Below are 17600 nucleotides of genomic sequence, written 5' to 3'. Positions count from 1 at the left end.
CCTAGGAGGCGCGTTGACGGAAGTGCTGAGGCGCCGACCGGTCCATAAAGATGGCGAGACACGCCAAGACCAGCCCGCTGGGTTCCGGAACCTCGAGGAGCGCGCTCAGAGTCGCGTTGGTGACGGTTGGGTGGGCCCGCCGCATGACGAACCAATCCGCGAAGTCGACGACGCCGTCGTAGTTGAAGTCCGGCCGCGCGACCCGGCTGGCGTATCCGCCGACCCGCACGCCGTCGATCAGGTTCTCCGAGCCCCACGCCGCGGCAAAGGCGAGCACGTCGTCCGCGTCGAGGTCCCCGTCGAAGTCGGCGTCGCCGTCGACGAGCATGGGCCCGTTGGTCGTCTCTTGCCGGAGGATGTCGAGGTACTTGTAGCCGTACCCTTCGTACGCCAGGCCGGTCGTGAGGTCGGCCCCGGACGGCGAGTCATCCAGCGTGCTAGGCGGCGCGATGACGGTCGCCTCGATCTGGGTGTCCTCGTGCCACTCGTTGAACGAGGTCACCATCAAGAGGTTGTTGCTGGCGGCGTCGGTGTTCGGGACCGCGGCGCCCCGGAGGAGGTCGCGGAAGACGCTCCCGGCGTCGTCGATCGTTTGGTTGTCGTAGTAGCGCTGCGCCGGGGCGTTCCCCGCGCGGACCGCCTTGTCGTTGTAGCCCGGGACCACACCGGGAATAACGGTCGCGCCGGTGGCCGCCGCGGCGGCGAACGCGTCGCCCGCCAGGCCGATGTCGCTCGGATCAACGCCGTCGCGGTTGAGCCCGGCGAGACCGTAGACGCCGTAGCGTGTCACCGCGTCGTACTGCGCGGCGCGGGACGCGTTGAAGTTCGGGGTTACCTCGTCACCAACGACGTAGGGGTCGTACCCATGCTTCTCGACGATCGACTGCCGGGCGTCCGCGAGTGCTTGCATGCCCTCGGCGGTCTCGAAGTAGACCCGGCTGATCCAGATAAACAGAACGGGACGGCCGTCGATGCGGTAATAGTTGGGGTCCGAGAACACATGCTCGGCGAGGTACTCCAGGTCGGGCTTCAGATTGGAGAAGTCCGGGCTGGAGTTGTTCCCCAGGCGCCCCACCGGTTCGTAGAGGATCGAGTGCTTGAGTTCCCCCGCCCGTGGGTGCGGCAGGATGTAGTCGCGGAGCGTTCGGTCCTCGATCGACCCGGGCCCCCACCAGCTGTGCGACCACATCGAGATGTTGCCGCGGTGGCTCTGGTTGATGTGCTCCGCGATCAGGCCAGAGTCCGAACTGTCCGTGTAGCCCGCTAGGGGCCGGTGATCCTCGGGGAGCATCCGCGCGCGGAGCGTATCGTTCCAGTCGTGCGTGTCCCACCACGGGTAGTAGTAGGCGCCGACGGTGGTCGCCGCCTGGCCGGCGGAAGCCGAGAGACCGAGGATCGTTGCCGCCGCGACTGCCGCGATGGGCCCTTTCCGGCCGGCGAATCGCGTCGTGCGCGCGCACGCCAGCGCGGAGGACGCGGCCACAAACACGAGCACCGCCGACAGTGGCTCTGGCGCCGCGATGGAAGTAGCGAGGGCCGACGCGCCGAAGCCGCCCGCCCACGCGGCGTAGTCCTCGGCCGTCACGCGGCCGATCGAGACCACCTCGTTCGGCATCGGGATGTTCAGGCCCTGCAGGTCGCGCCAGACCGAGTAATCCGCCGCGTCGACCGACCCGTCGGCGTTGTAGTCGCCCGGCAGCAAACCCTCCGGCGGGGAGTTGACGTACCGCACGAGAACGTCGCGAGTGGTCTCGGTCACCGGGTCGGCGTAGGTGGCTGTGAGGTCCGTCGCGCCGCCGATCTCGAACGCGGCGCCCAAATCGACCGATTGGCCGGGCGCCAGCACCGCCGCGCCGAGCGTGCCCTCGGCGAGCTGGTCCGTCTCGGATCGGAACTCGATCCAAGGGTTGTCGGGGTCGACCGTCGGACTCCCGCTGTCGGCGTCGTAGGCGTCGGTGATAGAGAGCCAGTCGCTCGGGTCGAGCGATCCGGATGCGCTCTTCAGGCTGAGGCCCGCCAGCGAGACGCCGACCGCCCCTGGGCTATGCAGTGTGACGAGTCCTGTCGCGCGATCGACGATCAAATCGAGCCGGCCGTCGGGGCTGGCGAGCCATTTCGCCTCGAGGGCGCGCATCTCTGATAGGAACGCCGCGGGCGGGAGGGCGGCGTCGTAGAGTTTGACCTCGCCGACGTTGCCGACGAACAGCCGGGACGCGGTGTCGAAAGCCTTACCGAGAGTCAGCGGGTCGTTGTTCGAGAAATCCCGATCCCTTACGGAGTCGCTGAGATTGAAAACCTGCGAGTAGTCGTTTAGAGAACTCGCCAGCGTTATCTCGCCTGCGGGGCTCGCCGGGTCGTACTTGAACGCGTAAATGGAGGGCGCACCCAACCCGTAGTTGGCCTGGCCGGACAGGTTGTTCTGGACCGTTGAGCCGCCGACCGCGGCCTGAAACCGCCCGCCGCCCTCGTTGTAGCGCATCAGGAACGCCCCGTCGGCCACGTCGGTCGTGTTGCCGATTAAGTCGTTCCACGTGTTGTTTGGCGACGAAGCGTCGCTGCGGGCGACGACGAACAGGCTGAAGCCAGCCGCCGACGGGCCCGACTGATCCAGCACGCCGTCCGACGCTTGGGCGCTCAAGAGTTCGAGCCGGCCGAAGTTCGCGGCGTCGGAGCCGTCGAATCGCACGCTCGCCCACCCCGTCGGGAAGATCGATGGGTCGGTCGACAAGGCGACCGACCCGGCTCCGGCCGAGGCGCTGACCGCGTGCCGGTTGTTGCCCGAGACATCGAGCCACGTGGCGCCCCCGCCGGTGGTGAGAAACGAGCCGGGCTGCGAGGCGTCCAGGTGTTGGAACAGCGCTGCGTGGGCCGACACGCCGACCAGCGTTTGGGCCGCTGCGGCGAGCGCCCCCCAGACCAACAAACGGCCGGCGGAGAAGAGGCGGTGAGGCCGTCCGACGACCACCTCACCACCTCGTCTCGCGAGTTCGCGTCGCTTCTCGCCCACCCCGCGGTTGCTCCACGAACGCATCGATCTGGGTCCGACCGGTTATCGCCCCGCTCGCACGCTGTGAGCGCCTCGCGCCTCGGTTGAGGCGACCGCGACTGGGCGCGGCGAGGACCGCAAGTTGACGAGACAGGCGTGAAAAGTTGAGCCGCTTCGCACCGGAGCCGATCAAGCTTGGCTAGGCGACCTAGTGAATTGACCAAACCGAGTGTACCAAAAATGGTATACTATGCAAGCTGCTTGTCGCGTGAATCCGCCAGCAACCAGCGCCGTTATCGGGCTGAACGGCCGCCCGCGCGGAAGCGTTGGCGCGGACCTAATCGCGCCCCCAGCGCGGCGATACGGGGTCTTGATCGGGTTGACCCCGGAGTCAATCGTTAGTCCTGAGTCGCGAGACACGGCGGCGCTGCCCAGTGGCCCGCCGCGCGGTCGGCTCCCGACTTGCGATCGCCGGCCGACCAGGATCTGGCGGCGTCCCGGACGCGGTGGGGATGATTGGCGGACCTGATTCCGACAGGATTCGACGCGTACAGCCGAATCACTCACACCCGATCTAGACGGCGGCAGATGGCGAAGTCGAAGCTGACGCAAGTTACCGAACTGCTGGAACGGCGGATCGCCAACGGCGATTACGCCCGCGCCGGCTTGCCCGCCGAGCGAGACCTCGCCGACGAGTGCGGGGTGAGCCGTGTTACGCTCCGTAAGGCGCTGGGGGAACTCGAACGGCGGGGGCTTGTTGATCGACCGCCGAATCGGCGGCCGCGGCTGAGGCCCGCCGCTCAGGATCGCGTCGCAGTCGAGATCGCCTTCCTCACGCCGTCGCTAGCGCCCAACTCGTTCTCTCCCGACCTGCAGCAGTGGCTGTCGGTCTCCGAGTACGTCGCTCGGCGCCACGGAGCGCGGATCCGCGTGCAAAACTACCTCCACTGGGACGACCCGGTCATCACCGAGTCGCTGCGTGAATACGACGGCGTGTTCTTGGTGGCCAGCTCCGAGCCGATCCCGGAGTGGACGTCCAACTTGTTCGCCAACGCGGGCGGCTTGATATCGCTGTCGGAAGACCTGACCGACCTCGGCGTGCCGTCGGTCGTGTTGTTCCCGCCGCGCGAGACCTTCGTGCTGCTCGATCACTTACGGAGTCTGGGGCACGAGAGGATCGATTGCCTCAACGTGCAGGGGCACAACGCGATCACCACGCAGCGGATCGATGCGTGGCGCGATTGGCGCCGCGAGCGTCGCCTGACCGAAGGGGTGCTCTACGACCGGCCGTGCTCGGCCGAAGAGAACATCTTCGAGCTGGCGATGTCCGCGGCGGACTCTTGGTTGGTCTCCCGGCGCCTGGAGGCTACGGCGGTCTACTGTGTCACGCTGCCCGCGGCGCTCGGGGTCGTGAGGGCCGCCCGGCGGCACGGCGTGGAGCTCGGCGCCGAACTGTCGCTCTGCACCATCGACAACGAGGGCCTGGGGCGCTACCTGAGCCCGTCGATCACGTCGTTCGAGCGGCCCGACGCGGCGGGGTTTATCGACGGATGCGTCGAGTGGATCGAGGCCGGCGGCAGCAAAGAGCAATGGGGCCGTCCCCTGCTGTACGAGCCGAAGAAACTCCAGCTCCTCGACGGCGAGTCGTCGGGGCCCCCGCGCGACGCGGATTGACCGGCGCCGCACCACGGCCCGAGCGACAGCGGTCTAGTCCGCGTCGGTCGCCGTGGCGGCGATCCGTTCGACAAAGGCGGCTTCCCGCTCGAGGCAGCGGAAATAAATCAGCCAAAGCCCGCCGAGTGCCCCGGCCGCCACCGCCCCACAGACCGCCGCGGTCGACCAATCTCCGATGACCGCCATCATCGGGCCGAGAAAAATCGCCACTTGGTACACCAGGGCGCACGGCAGCGCGCCGACCTCGCGCCGGTGCGAGGCGGCTAGCTCGCGTCGCTCATCGACGCTGAGCGACTCCCGCTCGGGCCGCCAGAACCCGAAAGGCAGGGTCTTCCGGTAGAATCGGGAAAGCACCGCGGCGTCCGTCGGCGGGCTGAGCCACGTCCCCAAGATGGCGGCGACCAGCCCGGCCGCAAGGACCAACAGCAGCAGACGCCACTCGTCGTTGACGATCGCGACGCTCGTTGGCAACCAGGGGTCGACGAACCGGTGGACCGTAGCGGCGACTAGGCCGCCGCCGAGCCCGGCCGCGAATCCGACGCCGTTGAAGCGGCGCCAGTAGAGGGGAAGCATCTGAGCGACGATCAGCCCGCTGCCGAGTCCCATGGTCAGCCACGACCAGATGTCGTTGACCGTGGTCGAGGAGAACGCGAGCAGGTAGCCGAGCCCCACCACGCCGAGAACAACGGCCCATGTCGCGCCGATCTGCTCGGAGACCCCGGCAGACGGACGGATCCACACGAGGTAGAGGTCGTTGGCGAACAGGCCCGCGGCCTGGTTGAGCCAGCCGCTCAGACCGGCGGTCGCGGCGGCCAGCAGCGACACCAGGATTAGGCCGCGGATGCCGGGGGGCGCCGCGTCGGCGAGGACCCGAGGGATAAGCCGCTCCGGATCGACCACGCCCGACTCGGTCACGTCGGTAAGCCGCCGCGGCCAGTCGCCGCCGATCGCCTCGCGGAGCGCTCGTTGCAGCGAGGGGGGCTGGGCTTCGGCGTCGCCGCAGACAAGCGCGACGACCGCGTCCCAATCGCCTCGGGGATAGTGCACGCGAACGGCCCGCGAAGCGGCCCGGTAATCAAAGCCGCGCGCTCGATCTTCGGAGACCAACGTAATCGCCAACACGGCGAACGCCATCATCGTCGGCCAGCGCACCGCGATCAGGCTGACCCAGAGGAGGGAGAGCTTGGGGCAGTCTGCCTGGCGCCGTGCCGCGAAACACTTGGGGTCATCGCCTGCCCCCATGCCGAACAAGACGTTGCGAACCAGGTAGATGGTCGCCAGGAACATCAGCGGTTCGTACTGCCGGTAGCCCGCCGGCAACACGAGGTCGCCTCCGGGCGCGAGCCTACCCCACGCGGGGTTGCCGGTGACCTCGATCGCCATCGCGCGCAGAGGTTCGAGTGGCGGAGCGGCACACACCGCCAAGCCCATGACCGCAAAGGCCGATATCAGGACGCAGCCGAACTGCAACACCTGGATTGCCACAAGGCCGTAAAAGCCCGAGAACACGCTGTAGGTCGCCACCAACGAGACCACGGCCAGCGCGGACTGCGATGGGGTGAGCGGCGTGATCGACGAGAGGAACACGCCCAGTGCTTTGGTCGCGTACGCCACCAAGCCGATAAAGAGAGCGACGCCCGCCACCGCTCGCGCCGACTGGGCCAGTTTGCCGGCTGGGCCGTCTCCGAAGCGGAACCGCATCCATTCGGCGCCGGTCAGGCAGCCCGAGCGACGGCGCCACTTGCCGGTCCATAGCATGACGACCGCCAAAATCAGGACCGCGCCGCCGCGGAACTCGATCAGCAGCCCGGCCGGGCCCATCAGGTAGAGGAACGAAACGATCACGATCGACCCGGCGAGGTCCCAGAAGTCCATCACGCCGGAGATGCCGAGCTTCCACCACGGCTTGGACCGCCCCGCAAGCAGGTAGTGATCAAGTCCCGCCGACGCCCGCCGGCGGAGCCAAAGGCTGATCGCCAACAACGATCCGACATAGGCGGCGATGATCGTCAGATCGGCGGGGCTCAGGGGCACGGCGGGGCGCGGTCGGAAAAACGCGGCTCGGGAGAAAAGCGGCGCGTCGCAGCGGAGCGGCCGATTTGGCTTCAACCTTAGCCAACGACGCTACTTCCAGCGAACCGGCGCGTGGCGGCGGACGCCGCCATCGCAGCCGAGACTGATTTAGATCGAGCGGACGCTGGGAATAAGCTTGAAGTGCATACCATTTTTGGTATAGTCGGCAGGACCCTCGTCACTTCTCTTTTCACGTCTCTTCACGGCCACTTTGGCGCCCGGCCTTGACCACGGCTTCCTTGACCACGGCTTCGTTTCCCAACTGGCTGGACCGCGTTCCCTGGCGCGCGACGACGGGGCGAGCGACCGAACGACGCAACTGAGAGTCTTCACCACCCTTTTCTCGTTGATCTGAGGAGTAATCGCTAATGACTCGGGTACGCCTAGGCGGCCAGATGGCCGTCGCCTTAATGATTGTCGCCGGCGCTTCGGTCGAGCAGTCTGAAGCGGCCACGTTTCGCTACCGGCTGAGTGGCGACTGGACCGCCGTGACGGACGGAACGTCTGCTGGCTGGGGTCTCAATCCAAACAACGACGGTTCCCCGGGCGCGGGGTTACCTGGCGCTTCCGACGACGCGCGGATCAACTTCGGCAATAACACGGTGAGCGTCACCTCCGCGGTCCCGGCCGTGAACCGAGTCCAAATCGGGGTCGATGAGAGCGGCATCGTTGTGGTCGAGAACGGCGGTGTCCTGACCGCCAACCAGGACGTTTTGGCGGGCAATAACAATTCGAACGCCACCGGCACGCTGATCGTGAACGATGGCGGCGTCGTGGACGTCGGCCGCATCCTTTGGGCCGCGAACAACGACTCCAACGGAGTCATCGACGTCCGAGCGGGCGGTACGATCAACGCCGCCAACCACTTCTGGTGGGGTGTCACCGGCAACGCGACCATCGACGTCGCTGGCACGATCAACCAGACCGACGGCATCCTAGGTCTCGGCACAAGCAACGCGTCGACCCCGAGTGGCGGCACGGCACTGGTCACGATCCAGGACGGCGGCCTCCTTGCGTTGAACAATATCTCGGGAGCGGCCGGCCTTCCGTCGATCCAGGCCGGTTCGTTGATCGACATCGAGGGTAGCGGCGAGCTCACCCTGCCCGGTGACTTCGTCGGCCTGCTGACCGACTACGCCAACGCCGGCAAGCTGGCCGGCGCTGGCGTTCCGGGGATGACGAACCTCGCGATCGATCTGACGCGGAACCCGGGCTTCACCACGGCGTACGTGATCCCGGAGCCGGCCGGCCTGCTGCTCGGGGGAATGGTCGCCGCGGCGCTGTTCGCCGCGCGGCGGCGTTGAGCTTGCCGGCTTGGTGACCAGCGATGGTTGTAGGGGTGAGTAGCTGCCGCGGGCCCCCCGGGGCCCGTGGCAGCTTTTGTTTGCCCGCGCCGCGTTGGACGCCTCTCGCAGAGGGACAGTGGCTCAGAACCAGAGCTCAGAAACCGAGGTCAGGCGAATCATGAGGAAGCTCTTCGCTGCGTTGTCGGGCCCCGAGGCGCCGGCCCGGCGGTCCGCTGCGCGTCGCGATCGTCGGGTCGAACAGCTCGAGAACCGGCTCCTGCTCGCGACCGTGACCTTCAACTCGCCCTCCTCCAACGGCGGGGACGGCACGTGGAGCGTCCAGAGCCGAGACGGCGCGACCGTGTACGTCGGGCCGGCTTACCTCTACTACGACCTCAACCCAACCGCGGCTTTCCCCGGGTACCGCCAGGGCGACCCCCTCTACGCCAAGGTCGATTATTTCGACGAGGGGTCCGGAACGATCCGGGTGCAATACGACAGCACCCGCGAGAACTTTGACCCGACCGACTCCCACACTCGATCGACCCGGATCGACACGCGGCAGTTCGTCAGCTCGTACCACTACCTCGACAGCACACAGTTCGCCAACGGCACGAACGGCCACGACTTTCGGATCGCCGCGTTCGGCGCCCCGGTTTCGAGGGTGACCCTCTCTAACGAGCCGTTCGCCGACAGCGGACTCCAGTGGGCGTGGGACCCCCCTTGGGAGCGGCCCTACTCCGGCCCCAGCCGATCGGTCGACGCCTCGACGCTCACCGGCAAGGTCCTCGCTGGCTACCAAGGATGGTTCAACACGCCGAACGACGCCGCCGACGAGGGGTACGTCCATTGGGGCGTACCGGGCGACTGGTCGATCGAGCAGTGGCCCGACCCGAACGACTACGACGCGAGCGAGCTGTTCCCGGTCCCCGGCGTGACCACCGCGCGCGGCGAGCAAGCGTACCTCTTCTCGTCGGCGAACGGGTCGGTTGTCGATCGGCACTTCGAGTGGATGCGCCAGCACGACATCGACGGCGTGTTCGTCCAGAGGTTCCGCGGGTCGTTCATGACGAGGGCCCCCGATGGGTCCTACTCGGGCGAGCCACAGTGGCCGGTTGTCAACGCCCGCGACGCGGCGCACCGCACCGGCCGGACCTGGGCGATCGAGTACGACATCCAGAACGGCGGCTCCGCCGCGCAGCGGGATCAGGTCATCCAACAGGTCAAAGACGACTGGGAGTACCTGACCGACCCCAATGGATTGGACTTGGTCCGCGACTCGCACTACCAGCGTGAGGGCGGCAAGCCCGTGGTCGCTATCTTCGGTCTCTACGTTGGTCCCAACAACAGCTACTCGACGGCTCAGCAGCAAGACCTCATCAACTACTTCAAGTCGCGCGGCGTGTACGTAATCGGTGCGGGTCGGCACTCGGAGTCGTCGTTGCAGATCGCGAACGCCGGACTCCACGACGCCTACATCCCTTGGCAGGGGTACTGGAAGGGCGGTGATTCCTACGCGCCGGACGAGGCGACGCTCGGCGGCGTGACCACACACGTGCCGCACGTCTTCCCCGGCTTCTCGTGGACCCACCTGCAGAACAGCTCCTCCGCCACGTCGCGTGACCGGGAGGGCGGGGCCTTCTACTGGCGGATGCTCGAGGACGCCGTCAATGAGACCGACGCGCCGTGGCTGTTCGTTGGCATGTTCGACGAGTACGACGAGGGCACCAACCTCATACCAGCGACCGACGACCCGCCGGTTCCCGACACCGACCCGCAGGGAAATCCCCTCACCTACCAAGTGAGCGACCCGCGGCCGAACGACTGGTGGATGGCCCTCACAGGCGCCGCCAAACAAGCGCTGCTCGGAAAAGCCGCAATCTCCCAGACGCTCCCCTCCGAAACCGACCTCCAAAACCGCGCGAACGTCGGCGGTGAGGCGCGTTGGTCGCCCTCCGGCGGCGACCGCCTGACTTACGTTGAAACGGACGACAGCGACGTCCAAGTCGTTCAGGTACCGGTCCGAGGCGAGCTGTCTACCGCGATCCGGTCGAGTGGCCCGTACCTTTACTTCGCGGTGGCGAACGGCTTTCTTTCGAGCGAGTCCGATGGCCGGGACGTGACTGTCGAGGTCGAGTACCTCGACCTGGTCGCCGGCCAGTTCTCACTGGAGTACGACGGCGTCGACGGCGCCGACCAAATTAGCTCACCCGCCACGCTGACCGGCAGCGGGCAATGGCGGACCCACCGGTTCGAGGTCCCGGACGCCTTCTTCGCGGACCGCCAGAACGGCGGCGCCGACTTCCGGCTCGTGGCGCCGGGCGGCAGCTTCTTTGTCCGACGAGTCAGCGTGGTCAAGGAGAGCGTGCTTCAAGCGCAGGTCGATCTGGGGGCGGCGAACCACGACGCGGGGCTCCGACAGGTTGAGTCGTCGGGCGACGGCCAGACGGTCCCGTCGATCGTCGGTGGTCGTCCGGCGCGATCGCTGACGGGCGGCCCGTCGTCGCTTTATATGTATTTCGATGTCGACCCGTCCTTCGCTCACGAGGTGCACGCGGGGCTGAACGCCGTCATCGAGGTGACCTACCGAGACGTCGGCCTCGGACAGCTCAGCGTCCAATACGACTCCACCGGCGCCGCCTACAAGGACGCCACTCCGATCCAACTGACGGACAGCGGCGCCTGGCGGACCGCTCGCTTCTACCTCGACGACGCGTTCTTCGGGGATCGTCAGAACGGCGGATCGGACTTCCGGCTAACCGGCGGCGGCGTCGCCTTCGGACGGGTCAAGGTGCTTCGTTCGTTCGCCGATTTGATGCCGCCGGTGCTGGTCGCGGGCCAACCGGAGGTAGACACACCGGGCAACGGGGTCAGCGTGTCTTGGTCTTTCGCCGACGACTGGCGCACCGGCCCGTCCGACGCGTGGACTCCCCAAGAAGATAACCGCGTGCAAGTCGAGCTCAGCGGCGACGGCGGCCAGACTTGGATCGCGACGGCCACAGTGGTCGAGGACCCCAGCCCACTCAGCCACGGTGGCTACGACCCGGTGACCGGTGCGTACGACTGGGTGGGCGGGTTCACGCTTTCGACGCTCGGCCTCTCTCCGGGAGCGTACCGGCTGCGGCTGACGCCACTCGACGGGCGTGACAACGTCGGCGAGGCGGTCGTGTCCCAAGAGTTCGTCGTCGCCGCCGCGCCGGAAACGCCAGGCGACTACAACCTCGACGGGAAGGTCAACGCCGCCGATTACACGATTTGGCGAGATGCCCGCGGCTCGCAGGTAGCCCCGTACACAGTCGCGGACGGCAACGGCGACGGCGTTGTCAGCCAAGCGGACTTCGAAGTCTGGAGCGGGAACTACGGAAGCGTGGCCCCGGCGACGTCCCGCACCGCCGCGGGCGGCGAAACCCGGCAGGCGACCGCATCGCAGATTGAGTCGGAAGGGCGGTCGCTAGACCCGCGCGTTGCGGCCGTCACCACCGAGGCGATTGACGAAGCCATTGCTTACTACCCTGGGGCCGCCATCACGACGGCCGGTCCTCGGGCGTCGGTGCGGTCGGCAACGACGACGATTCAGGACGAGCTCGCCCGGCTCTTGTTGGTGGGCAAGAGCTCGGCGATCCACGGGGGAAATACCGTGGCGAGGGCTGCGGCTTCCGATGTTGATCAAGCCGGGACCGACTCTCGGGAACTCGTCGGTCGCGGCCTTGATCCTTCTCCGGGGAGCACTTCGGACGGGACTTGTTTCGATCGCTTGACCGATTCCCTCACGACAGACTGGCCCTACCGACGCATGCGAGCCGTCGGGATTTCCTTGTCTGAGCGTCAATGAGCCGGAAATCACCGCACGGCAAGCTGAAAACGGTTGACGAGTAGACCAAGTTTGGTATACTCAGTGCCAACTCTTCTTTAACGCATATTCTGGCGCCAACCGTCGATGCCGGTTCGCGTTGTCCTACGGGAAATCTCGCTCGATTGCCGTTCCTCGATCCGTCGCGGCGTTGGGCGTGCTTAGGGTTAGCGGTTTCGGTCGCTCGCCGCCATGCTTGTCTGCCAGCTCTCACCTCCTCCGATCCTGGGATCCTTGTCATGCCAACGCTCAATCTCGTCCGAGCCCCCTTTCTCCTCATGCTCGCCCTCGCGACAACCGCCGTCATCGTGAAGGCGGAAGTCTTCCGTTATCGGCAGGGCGGGCCGTGGCAGGACGTGTCCGACGGCGTGCTGCCCGGATGGGGCGTGAACCCGGCCTCGCCCGGCATCCGTGTGCCCGAGGCGGAGGACGAGGCCCGTATTAACTGGGCGGGCAACACCGTGACCCTCGACTACGAAGCTCCGGCCATTAACCGCTTGTTGATCGGCGTCGACGAGTCGGGTGTCTTGGAAGTCAAGGACGGGGGCGTGCTTACAACCATCGAAGATATCGTCGTTGGCAACAACGGATTCATCGACGGCACCATGATCGTTGAGAGCGGCGCCGTCGTGAACGTGGGCCGTATCTCCTGGGTAGCGAGGGGCCCGATCGTCGGCGACGTGCTCGGCTTCTTAACGATCGACGCGGGCGGCACGATGAACGTGGATAGCCACCTCTGGTGGGGCACGACGGGCACCGCCGAGATCAACATCAGCGGCACGCTGAATCAGACCGGCGGAATCCTGGGCCTCGGGACGCAGAACGCGGTGGACCCGCGCGGCGGCTCAGCGACGGTCAACATCCTCAGCGGCGGTGAATTGAACCTCAACAACATCTACACCACCGATGGCGGGACCAGCTCGATCCAGCCCGGCTCCAAGATCGACATCCAGGGCACGGGGCGCCTGACGCTGCCAAACGATTTCGTCGACGCCCTGGGCGTCTATCGCGATGCGGGGCTGTTGTACGGCGACGGCGTGGCCGGCGCGGTTACGATCGAAACCGAGGCGGGCGCACAGCCGTCGGGCGACTTCAACGCCGATGGCGTGGTCGATGCCGCTGACTACACCGTCTACCGAGACAACGTCGGCAACGTCGGCGGCCTGCCGAACGACGACGGCCTCGGCGTTGTGGGTCAACCCCACTACGACCTCTGGGAAGCGAACTACAGCGAAGTCGCCTCGCTTCGCACCGTCGTGACCGCCGGGCTTCCCCCAGCGGCCTCCGCCGTTCCGGAGCCGGCTTCGTTGCTGCTACTGGGCGTTGGTGTCCTGATCAGCGGCCACCTTCGCCGCGTCTGATTTCTGGCACGGCAACGCCTGGTGACCCTTCCGTTCCGAAGCCCTTCTTCAGAGGGCAGCCGCTATCGGTATGGGCTTTTCAAGAGGCTCCTGAGAGCGAGTTGCCGATTCTTCTCGATCGCTCACATCAAGCCAGGCATGCGAGGGCGCACATGCGCAGCAGACCTTCACAAGTGACGGGTTTTACTCTCGTCGAACTCCTTGTCGTGATCGCAATTATCGGGATTCTGGTCGCGCTGCTCTTGCCCGCGGTGCAAGCCGCACGCGAGTCCGCCCGACGGACGACCTGCGTGAACCAGCTGAAACAGATAGGGTTAGCGAGCCTAAACTACGAGAGCGTTCATGGCGAGTTCCCTAACGGCGGAACCGAGCCTTGGCACGACGATGGCGCCGACGGGGCCCGGTTCGGAGCCGGCTACGGGTGGCAGGTCCAGATCCTACCCTACGTCGAAAACACCGCGCTCCAAGCCATCTCAAAGGGCTATGGCGCCGGCGACGAGGCGCGGGACCGAGCCGTCCGCGCGACGCCCGTCTCGCTCTACAACTGCCCCTCTCGCCGGGGAGTCACGATCGTCTACGAGCAATCGACGGGCGCCCCGGTGAACGGGTGCGAAGAAGGCTGCGCCCTGTCAGACTATGCGGCCGCAACGCCCGCAAACCAACTCGACCCTAACCGGCTGAGTCACGAGCCCTGGTTCTGGCAAGGGCTCACCCAGGGGGACGTTGTCGCTGCGTCGCAATCGCAGTTCAACTATCGCGGCAAGAAATACTCACCCGACTACTTGGGGGTGATCACCCGAAAGATTATGTCACGCCCGAGCAAGCCGGCTCATATCACCGATGGCCTGTCAAAGACCGTCATGATCGGCGAAAAGCGGCTGCACACGGACTTGTACGAGGTCGGGGCGCCGTACGACGACATCGGGTGGACCGACGGGTGGGACTTCGACACGGTCCGCTACACCGGCTACCAGCCGGGGCCCGACGTCCCCGAGCCGCAGGCCAACCCGATCCCCGCCGATCTACGCGGGTACGGCTACCACTTCGGATCGGCCCACACGTCCGCCTTCAACGCTTGCTTCGCCGACGGCCACGTCCAGCCGATCCAGTACGACATCGACATCCTATTGTTCAACGCGTTAGGCGATCGTGCCGACGGGACCGTTACCGCGGCTTTCTAGCCGCAGGCGGCACGCCGGCGAGCTTACACCCCGCAGCGACCGGCGCTTCGGCCATCGCGAACGACGACGCGCCGCACGCCCCCGAGCACTCTCCTCTCCCCCGCCCGGAGCGGCCGAGCCAAACGGCTCATTACGCTCGACGCCGTCAAGTACGCCAGCGTCGCACGCAGCCCGAGAAGCAAACCAGGCCGATCCGTGTCCTGGGAACTCAGACCGACGTGGTCACCTTTGACAGCGACGTGCCGGAATCAGTAACGCGAAGTAGGAAGCGATCCCCGCCAGCGCTTCGGCAAGCGAGGAGTTCGCGTCGCTCGGGGCGGCCCGCCGGCTCACGGCCGCTCGGCGAGAGGACTCCAACCACCCACGGGCCGCACAGATCGCTGCGGTAGGTCGCCCCGGCCGAGTTCCCGGCCCGCTGCCCTGCCTCCGCTCCGCCACGCGGGGGCAGCGCCTTCCACCGCCTTCGGCTCGGCTTCGCAAACGCCAACGTCGATCACCTGCCGGAGGACATCCTGAAACGCTTGTTGCGGCGCCGCGCGGCGCCGCGCGGCGTCGACGACTCGGGGCGACATCAACGAAGCCCGCCGGATGCAGACGCGATGGACTGCCGATACACTCCACGTGCCGGCCCGGTTCCTCCGGGCTGCCGGCGATGGCTGAGACGCCCCGACTGAGTGTTTGATGACTGTTGAGCCCAGTTGAGGCCGCAGAAAAACGACGTAAGCTGTTGAACACTTTGGCCGAGTGGCGGAATTGGCAGACGCATCGGACTTAAAATCTTGCGAGTGGCCTACATCGGTCTACACGCCCCTACGTTTCCCCCGGGATTCGTAGGGGTTTTTCGTTTCGGGAATCGGTCGGGGTCGGGCGTTATCGGGGCCGCGTGGCGGGTTTTTGGCGGGTTGCTGGCGGGTCGCAATCGCAGCGGCTCAGAATCCGATCGTGAAGAGTTGGTGAAGCCCGCCTCCGCGAGCCCCAACTGGTTTCTGGCGCCGCGCGGATCCCGATACACTGACGCCATCGAGCCAAGCGGTTAGCTCCCGCTGTACGGCTCACCCGCTGCGCGTCGCCCCGTCCAGGGCGCCCAGCGGGTGGCCGGGCTCTCTTCGAACTGGACGGAGGTCGCTGCGATGGATGTCGCAAACGGAGCTGCGCTAGAGCCGCTCACCTTGCGCGACGAGCTTCTCGCTCACGGGTACTATGCGAGGTCGGCCATCAATTCCCTGGCACTTCTGAAGTGGTGCGTGGATCCGCCAGAGGCAATGCCGGAAGAGGTGCTCCCGCGTGGCTCGGCAGCTGCGGAAAACGTGCTCCAGCGAGTCAACGAGATCGCCCGCAAAGCGGACGCGTGGTCTGGGCATCCGTCGCCCAAAGCGCAGCTCGCGCTGGCCCACGGCGCAACGCAGGTGGGCGGTCCTCAGTTACCTGGCGGCGATAGCAACGTCATGGCGGTCCGGGCAGCGGTTGACCGGGTCGAGCTTTACGCTCGCGCCGCAAACGAAGAAGGCATCGACCTGGTCCGGCGCCACTTGCAGGAGTACGCCGACAATCCGGACTCCGCTCCGCTGCCGGAGGCGCTGCCGCTGTACGACTTCGCCGCGGTGAAGACCGTGCTCAACTCGGAGGTCGCCTACGCGGTGGACTGGAGCCCCCTCGGCGTCGGCCGCACAGCCGCACCCGCCATTGAAGTCGAAGCGATTGGGCGCGGAGTTGCCGAGGCGCTGGCGCCGACGCTGGCTGCCCTAGCTGGCGATCAGAAGGCACCGCCACCGACCTGGAGGGACAAGAATTTCGGGACGGTCAACCAGCGGATGATGGCGGCTGTCGAAGAGAACGCTAGCCGGACCAACCTTTCCAAGTCGACGTGGGCACAGCTTCTCAGCTGCAGCAAAACCGCTGTCCAAGAGTCGCCAATGTGGGGGACGATCCAAAAGCTGCGCGACTCCGATCGTGAGGCTCGCAAGAGGGCCATGCGCGGCGCCACTGACCCCGATGAGCCGGTCGGTTAGCGGTCGGGCGCCGACCAGCTCGAAAAATCACGAAAAAAACCAGGCCGCTGATCCTCGGGATTGGCGGCCTTTTCTCGTCTGGCGGCCGCTCAAGGGCCGGTCGGAAAGCCGGTCACCCCCCGACCGGCGGCTGTAAGGGTGAGGGACTTCACTCACCCAGATCCATGACGACATGAGCCAGCCCAAGCGGCCCACGTGCTCCGACAGCCCGGCCTCGCTGGTCGCCATCGTACGAGCGGCTCGGCTTGCCGGCGACCGCGACCTCGAGCGGGCGGCTGCGCGTGAACTACGCGAGCGATTCGGAATCCGCCTGCAGTTCGATCGGGCCTCAGATGAGAGCGCGTCCCGGTGAGAATCCAATTCGACAAAGCCGATCTCCGCGACCTGGTCCGCGAGATCCTCGCCGAGGCGACCGCAGCCGAGGTCGATCTCGAGCGGTCAGAGCGGCTGGCGTACCCGGAGAAAGAAGCGGCCGCGCTGCTCGGCATCCCGTCGCACGCTCTGCGCGATGCTCGGCTCCGCGGCGAGGTCGTCGGCACTCGGGTCGGCGGCAGAATCGGCTACGAGCGAACCGAACTGGTTCGATACCTGCGGAGCAATCGCGCGGATTAATCATCAACCCCGCCCGGCCGCGTCGCGCGCACAAAAAGTGCCCGGCGCCGCGAGCCACCGCGCCGCCGGGCAATCGAAAGGAAGCGAATCCCATGGTACCGCTGTTCGCGCTTAGCGACACCCAAATCGACTGGTACCGAGCCGCGCCGAAGTCGCTCGGCCAGTACATCGATTGCTACCGCGGCGAAGAATCGCGAGCCGCCCTCGCGTTAATCCGCGCTGCCGAATTCGAGCCGTTCGGGCTGACCGGCGAGTGGCGGGCCAACCACCGGTGGCGATCCCTCGAGGTCTGGGACCGTCGGACGGGCTGGCCGAGGCGTCTCCGCGTCGACGACACGCTGGTCTTCGCCGCCCTGCTTAAGGAGCGCCAGGGCGTACGGCATGACAAACGCCGGCTTCAACACGCAATCCGCGAAACGAAGCTGTCCGCGGTACTTGTTTACCGCCCTCGCGCTATTGCGCCCTTGTTTGAGTGGGTCTAGCTTGGGTGCATGGACGCCCGCGGACCCGAGACGGACTGCCCGAACTGCAAGCGGCTCGAGCGAGAGGTCGCGGAGCTTCGTGAGGA

Annotated in this window: 10 protein-coding genes; 8 read left to right on the top strand and 2 right to left on the bottom strand. The window is 66.6% G+C overall.

The features are described from left to right. Position 1: 1 nt before the first annotated feature. The gene (locus tag RIC11_RS03130; protein WP_350208376.1) at positions 2 to 3031 is read right to left on the bottom strand and encodes a glycoside hydrolase family 71/99 protein; all 3030 of its coding nucleotides are present in this window, start codon (positions 3029 to 3031) and stop codon (positions 2 to 4) included. A 543-nt stretch (positions 3032 to 3574) separates the two neighbouring features. Here RIC11_RS03130 and RIC11_RS03125 point away from each other — a divergent pair. Further along, a complete protein-coding gene (locus RIC11_RS03125) occupies positions 3575 to 4660 on the top strand; it encodes a substrate-binding domain-containing protein (protein ID WP_350208375.1) in 1086 nt (361 codons plus the stop codon). A 33-nt stretch (positions 4661 to 4693) separates the two neighbouring features. Here RIC11_RS03125 and RIC11_RS03120 read toward each other — a convergent pair whose 3' ends face one another. Then, a complete protein-coding gene (locus RIC11_RS03120; RefSeq protein WP_350208374.1) occupies positions 4694 to 6694 on the bottom strand; it encodes a sodium:solute symporter family transporter in 2001 nt (666 codons plus the stop codon). A gap of 434 nt (positions 6695 to 7128) precedes the next feature. Here RIC11_RS03120 and RIC11_RS03115 point away from each other — a divergent pair, with 434 nt between their 5' ends. The 7 genes from RIC11_RS03115 (at position 7129) to RIC11_RS03085 (ending at position 17514) form a co-directional block, all read left to right on the top strand. After that, a complete protein-coding gene (locus tag RIC11_RS03115; protein ID WP_350208373.1) occupies positions 7129 to 8037 on the top strand; it encodes a hypothetical protein in 909 nt (302 codons plus the stop codon). 160 nt (positions 8038 to 8197) lie between these two features. Further along, entirely contained in the window at positions 8198 to 11851 is a 3654-nt protein-coding gene (locus tag RIC11_RS03110) for a dockerin type I domain-containing protein (protein ID WP_350208372.1), read from the top strand. Positions 11852 to 12147: 296 nt separating this feature from the next. Next, the gene (locus RIC11_RS03105; RefSeq protein ID WP_350208371.1) at positions 12148 to 13230 is read left to right on the top strand and encodes a PEP-CTERM sorting domain-containing protein; all 1083 of its coding nucleotides are present in this window, start codon (positions 12148 to 12150) and stop codon (positions 13228 to 13230) included. 206 nt (positions 13231 to 13436) lie between these two features. After that, positions 13437 to 14411, top strand: a complete 975-nt coding sequence (locus RIC11_RS03100) for a DUF1559 domain-containing protein (RefSeq protein ID WP_502879364.1) — start codon at positions 13437 to 13439, stop codon at positions 14409 to 14411. A 1130-nt stretch (positions 14412 to 15541) separates the two neighbouring features. Continuing rightward, positions 15542 to 16420, top strand: a complete 879-nt coding sequence (locus RIC11_RS03095; RefSeq protein WP_350208369.1) for a hypothetical protein — start codon at positions 15542 to 15544, stop codon at positions 16418 to 16420. Between the two features lie 348 nt (positions 16421 to 16768). After that, entirely contained in the window at positions 16769 to 17032 is a 264-nt protein-coding gene (locus RIC11_RS03090) for a helix-turn-helix domain-containing protein (RefSeq protein WP_350208368.1), read from the top strand. Positions 17033 to 17124: 92 nt separating this feature from the next. Continuing rightward, positions 17125 to 17514, top strand: a complete 390-nt coding sequence (locus RIC11_RS03085) for a hypothetical protein (RefSeq protein WP_350208367.1) — start codon at positions 17125 to 17127, stop codon at positions 17512 to 17514. The last annotated feature ends 86 nt before the right edge of the window (positions 17515 to 17600 follow it).

Source organism: Botrimarina sp., from assembly GCF_040219535.1.
Classification (GTDB): Bacteria; Planctomycetota; Planctomycetia; order Pirellulales; family Lacipirellulaceae; genus Botrimarina.
This window is presented reverse-complemented; position numbering and strand designations above follow the sequence as displayed.

Coding starts and splice junctions, on each gene's coding strand:
- RIC11_RS03085 (WP_350208367.1), top strand. CDS start 17,125: ATGGTACCGCTGTTCGCGCTTAGCGACACCCAAATCGACTGGTACCGA.
- RIC11_RS03130 (WP_350208376.1), bottom strand. CDS start 3,031: ATGCGTTCGTGGAGCAACCGCGGGGTGGGCGAGAAGCGACGCGAACTC.
- RIC11_RS03110 (WP_350208372.1), top strand. CDS start 8,198: ATGAGGAAGCTCTTCGCTGCGTTGTCGGGCCCCGAGGCGCCGGCCCGG.
- RIC11_RS03105 (WP_350208371.1), top strand. CDS start 12,148: ATGCTCGCCCTCGCGACAACCGCCGTCATCGTGAAGGCGGAAGTCTTC.
- RIC11_RS03125 (WP_350208375.1), top strand. CDS start 3,575: ATGGCGAAGTCGAAGCTGACGCAAGTTACCGAACTGCTGGAACGGCGG.
- RIC11_RS03115 (WP_350208373.1), top strand. CDS start 7,129: ATGGCCGTCGCCTTAATGATTGTCGCCGGCGCTTCGGTCGAGCAGTCT.
- RIC11_RS03095 (WP_350208369.1), top strand. CDS start 15,542: ATGGATGTCGCAAACGGAGCTGCGCTAGAGCCGCTCACCTTGCGCGAC.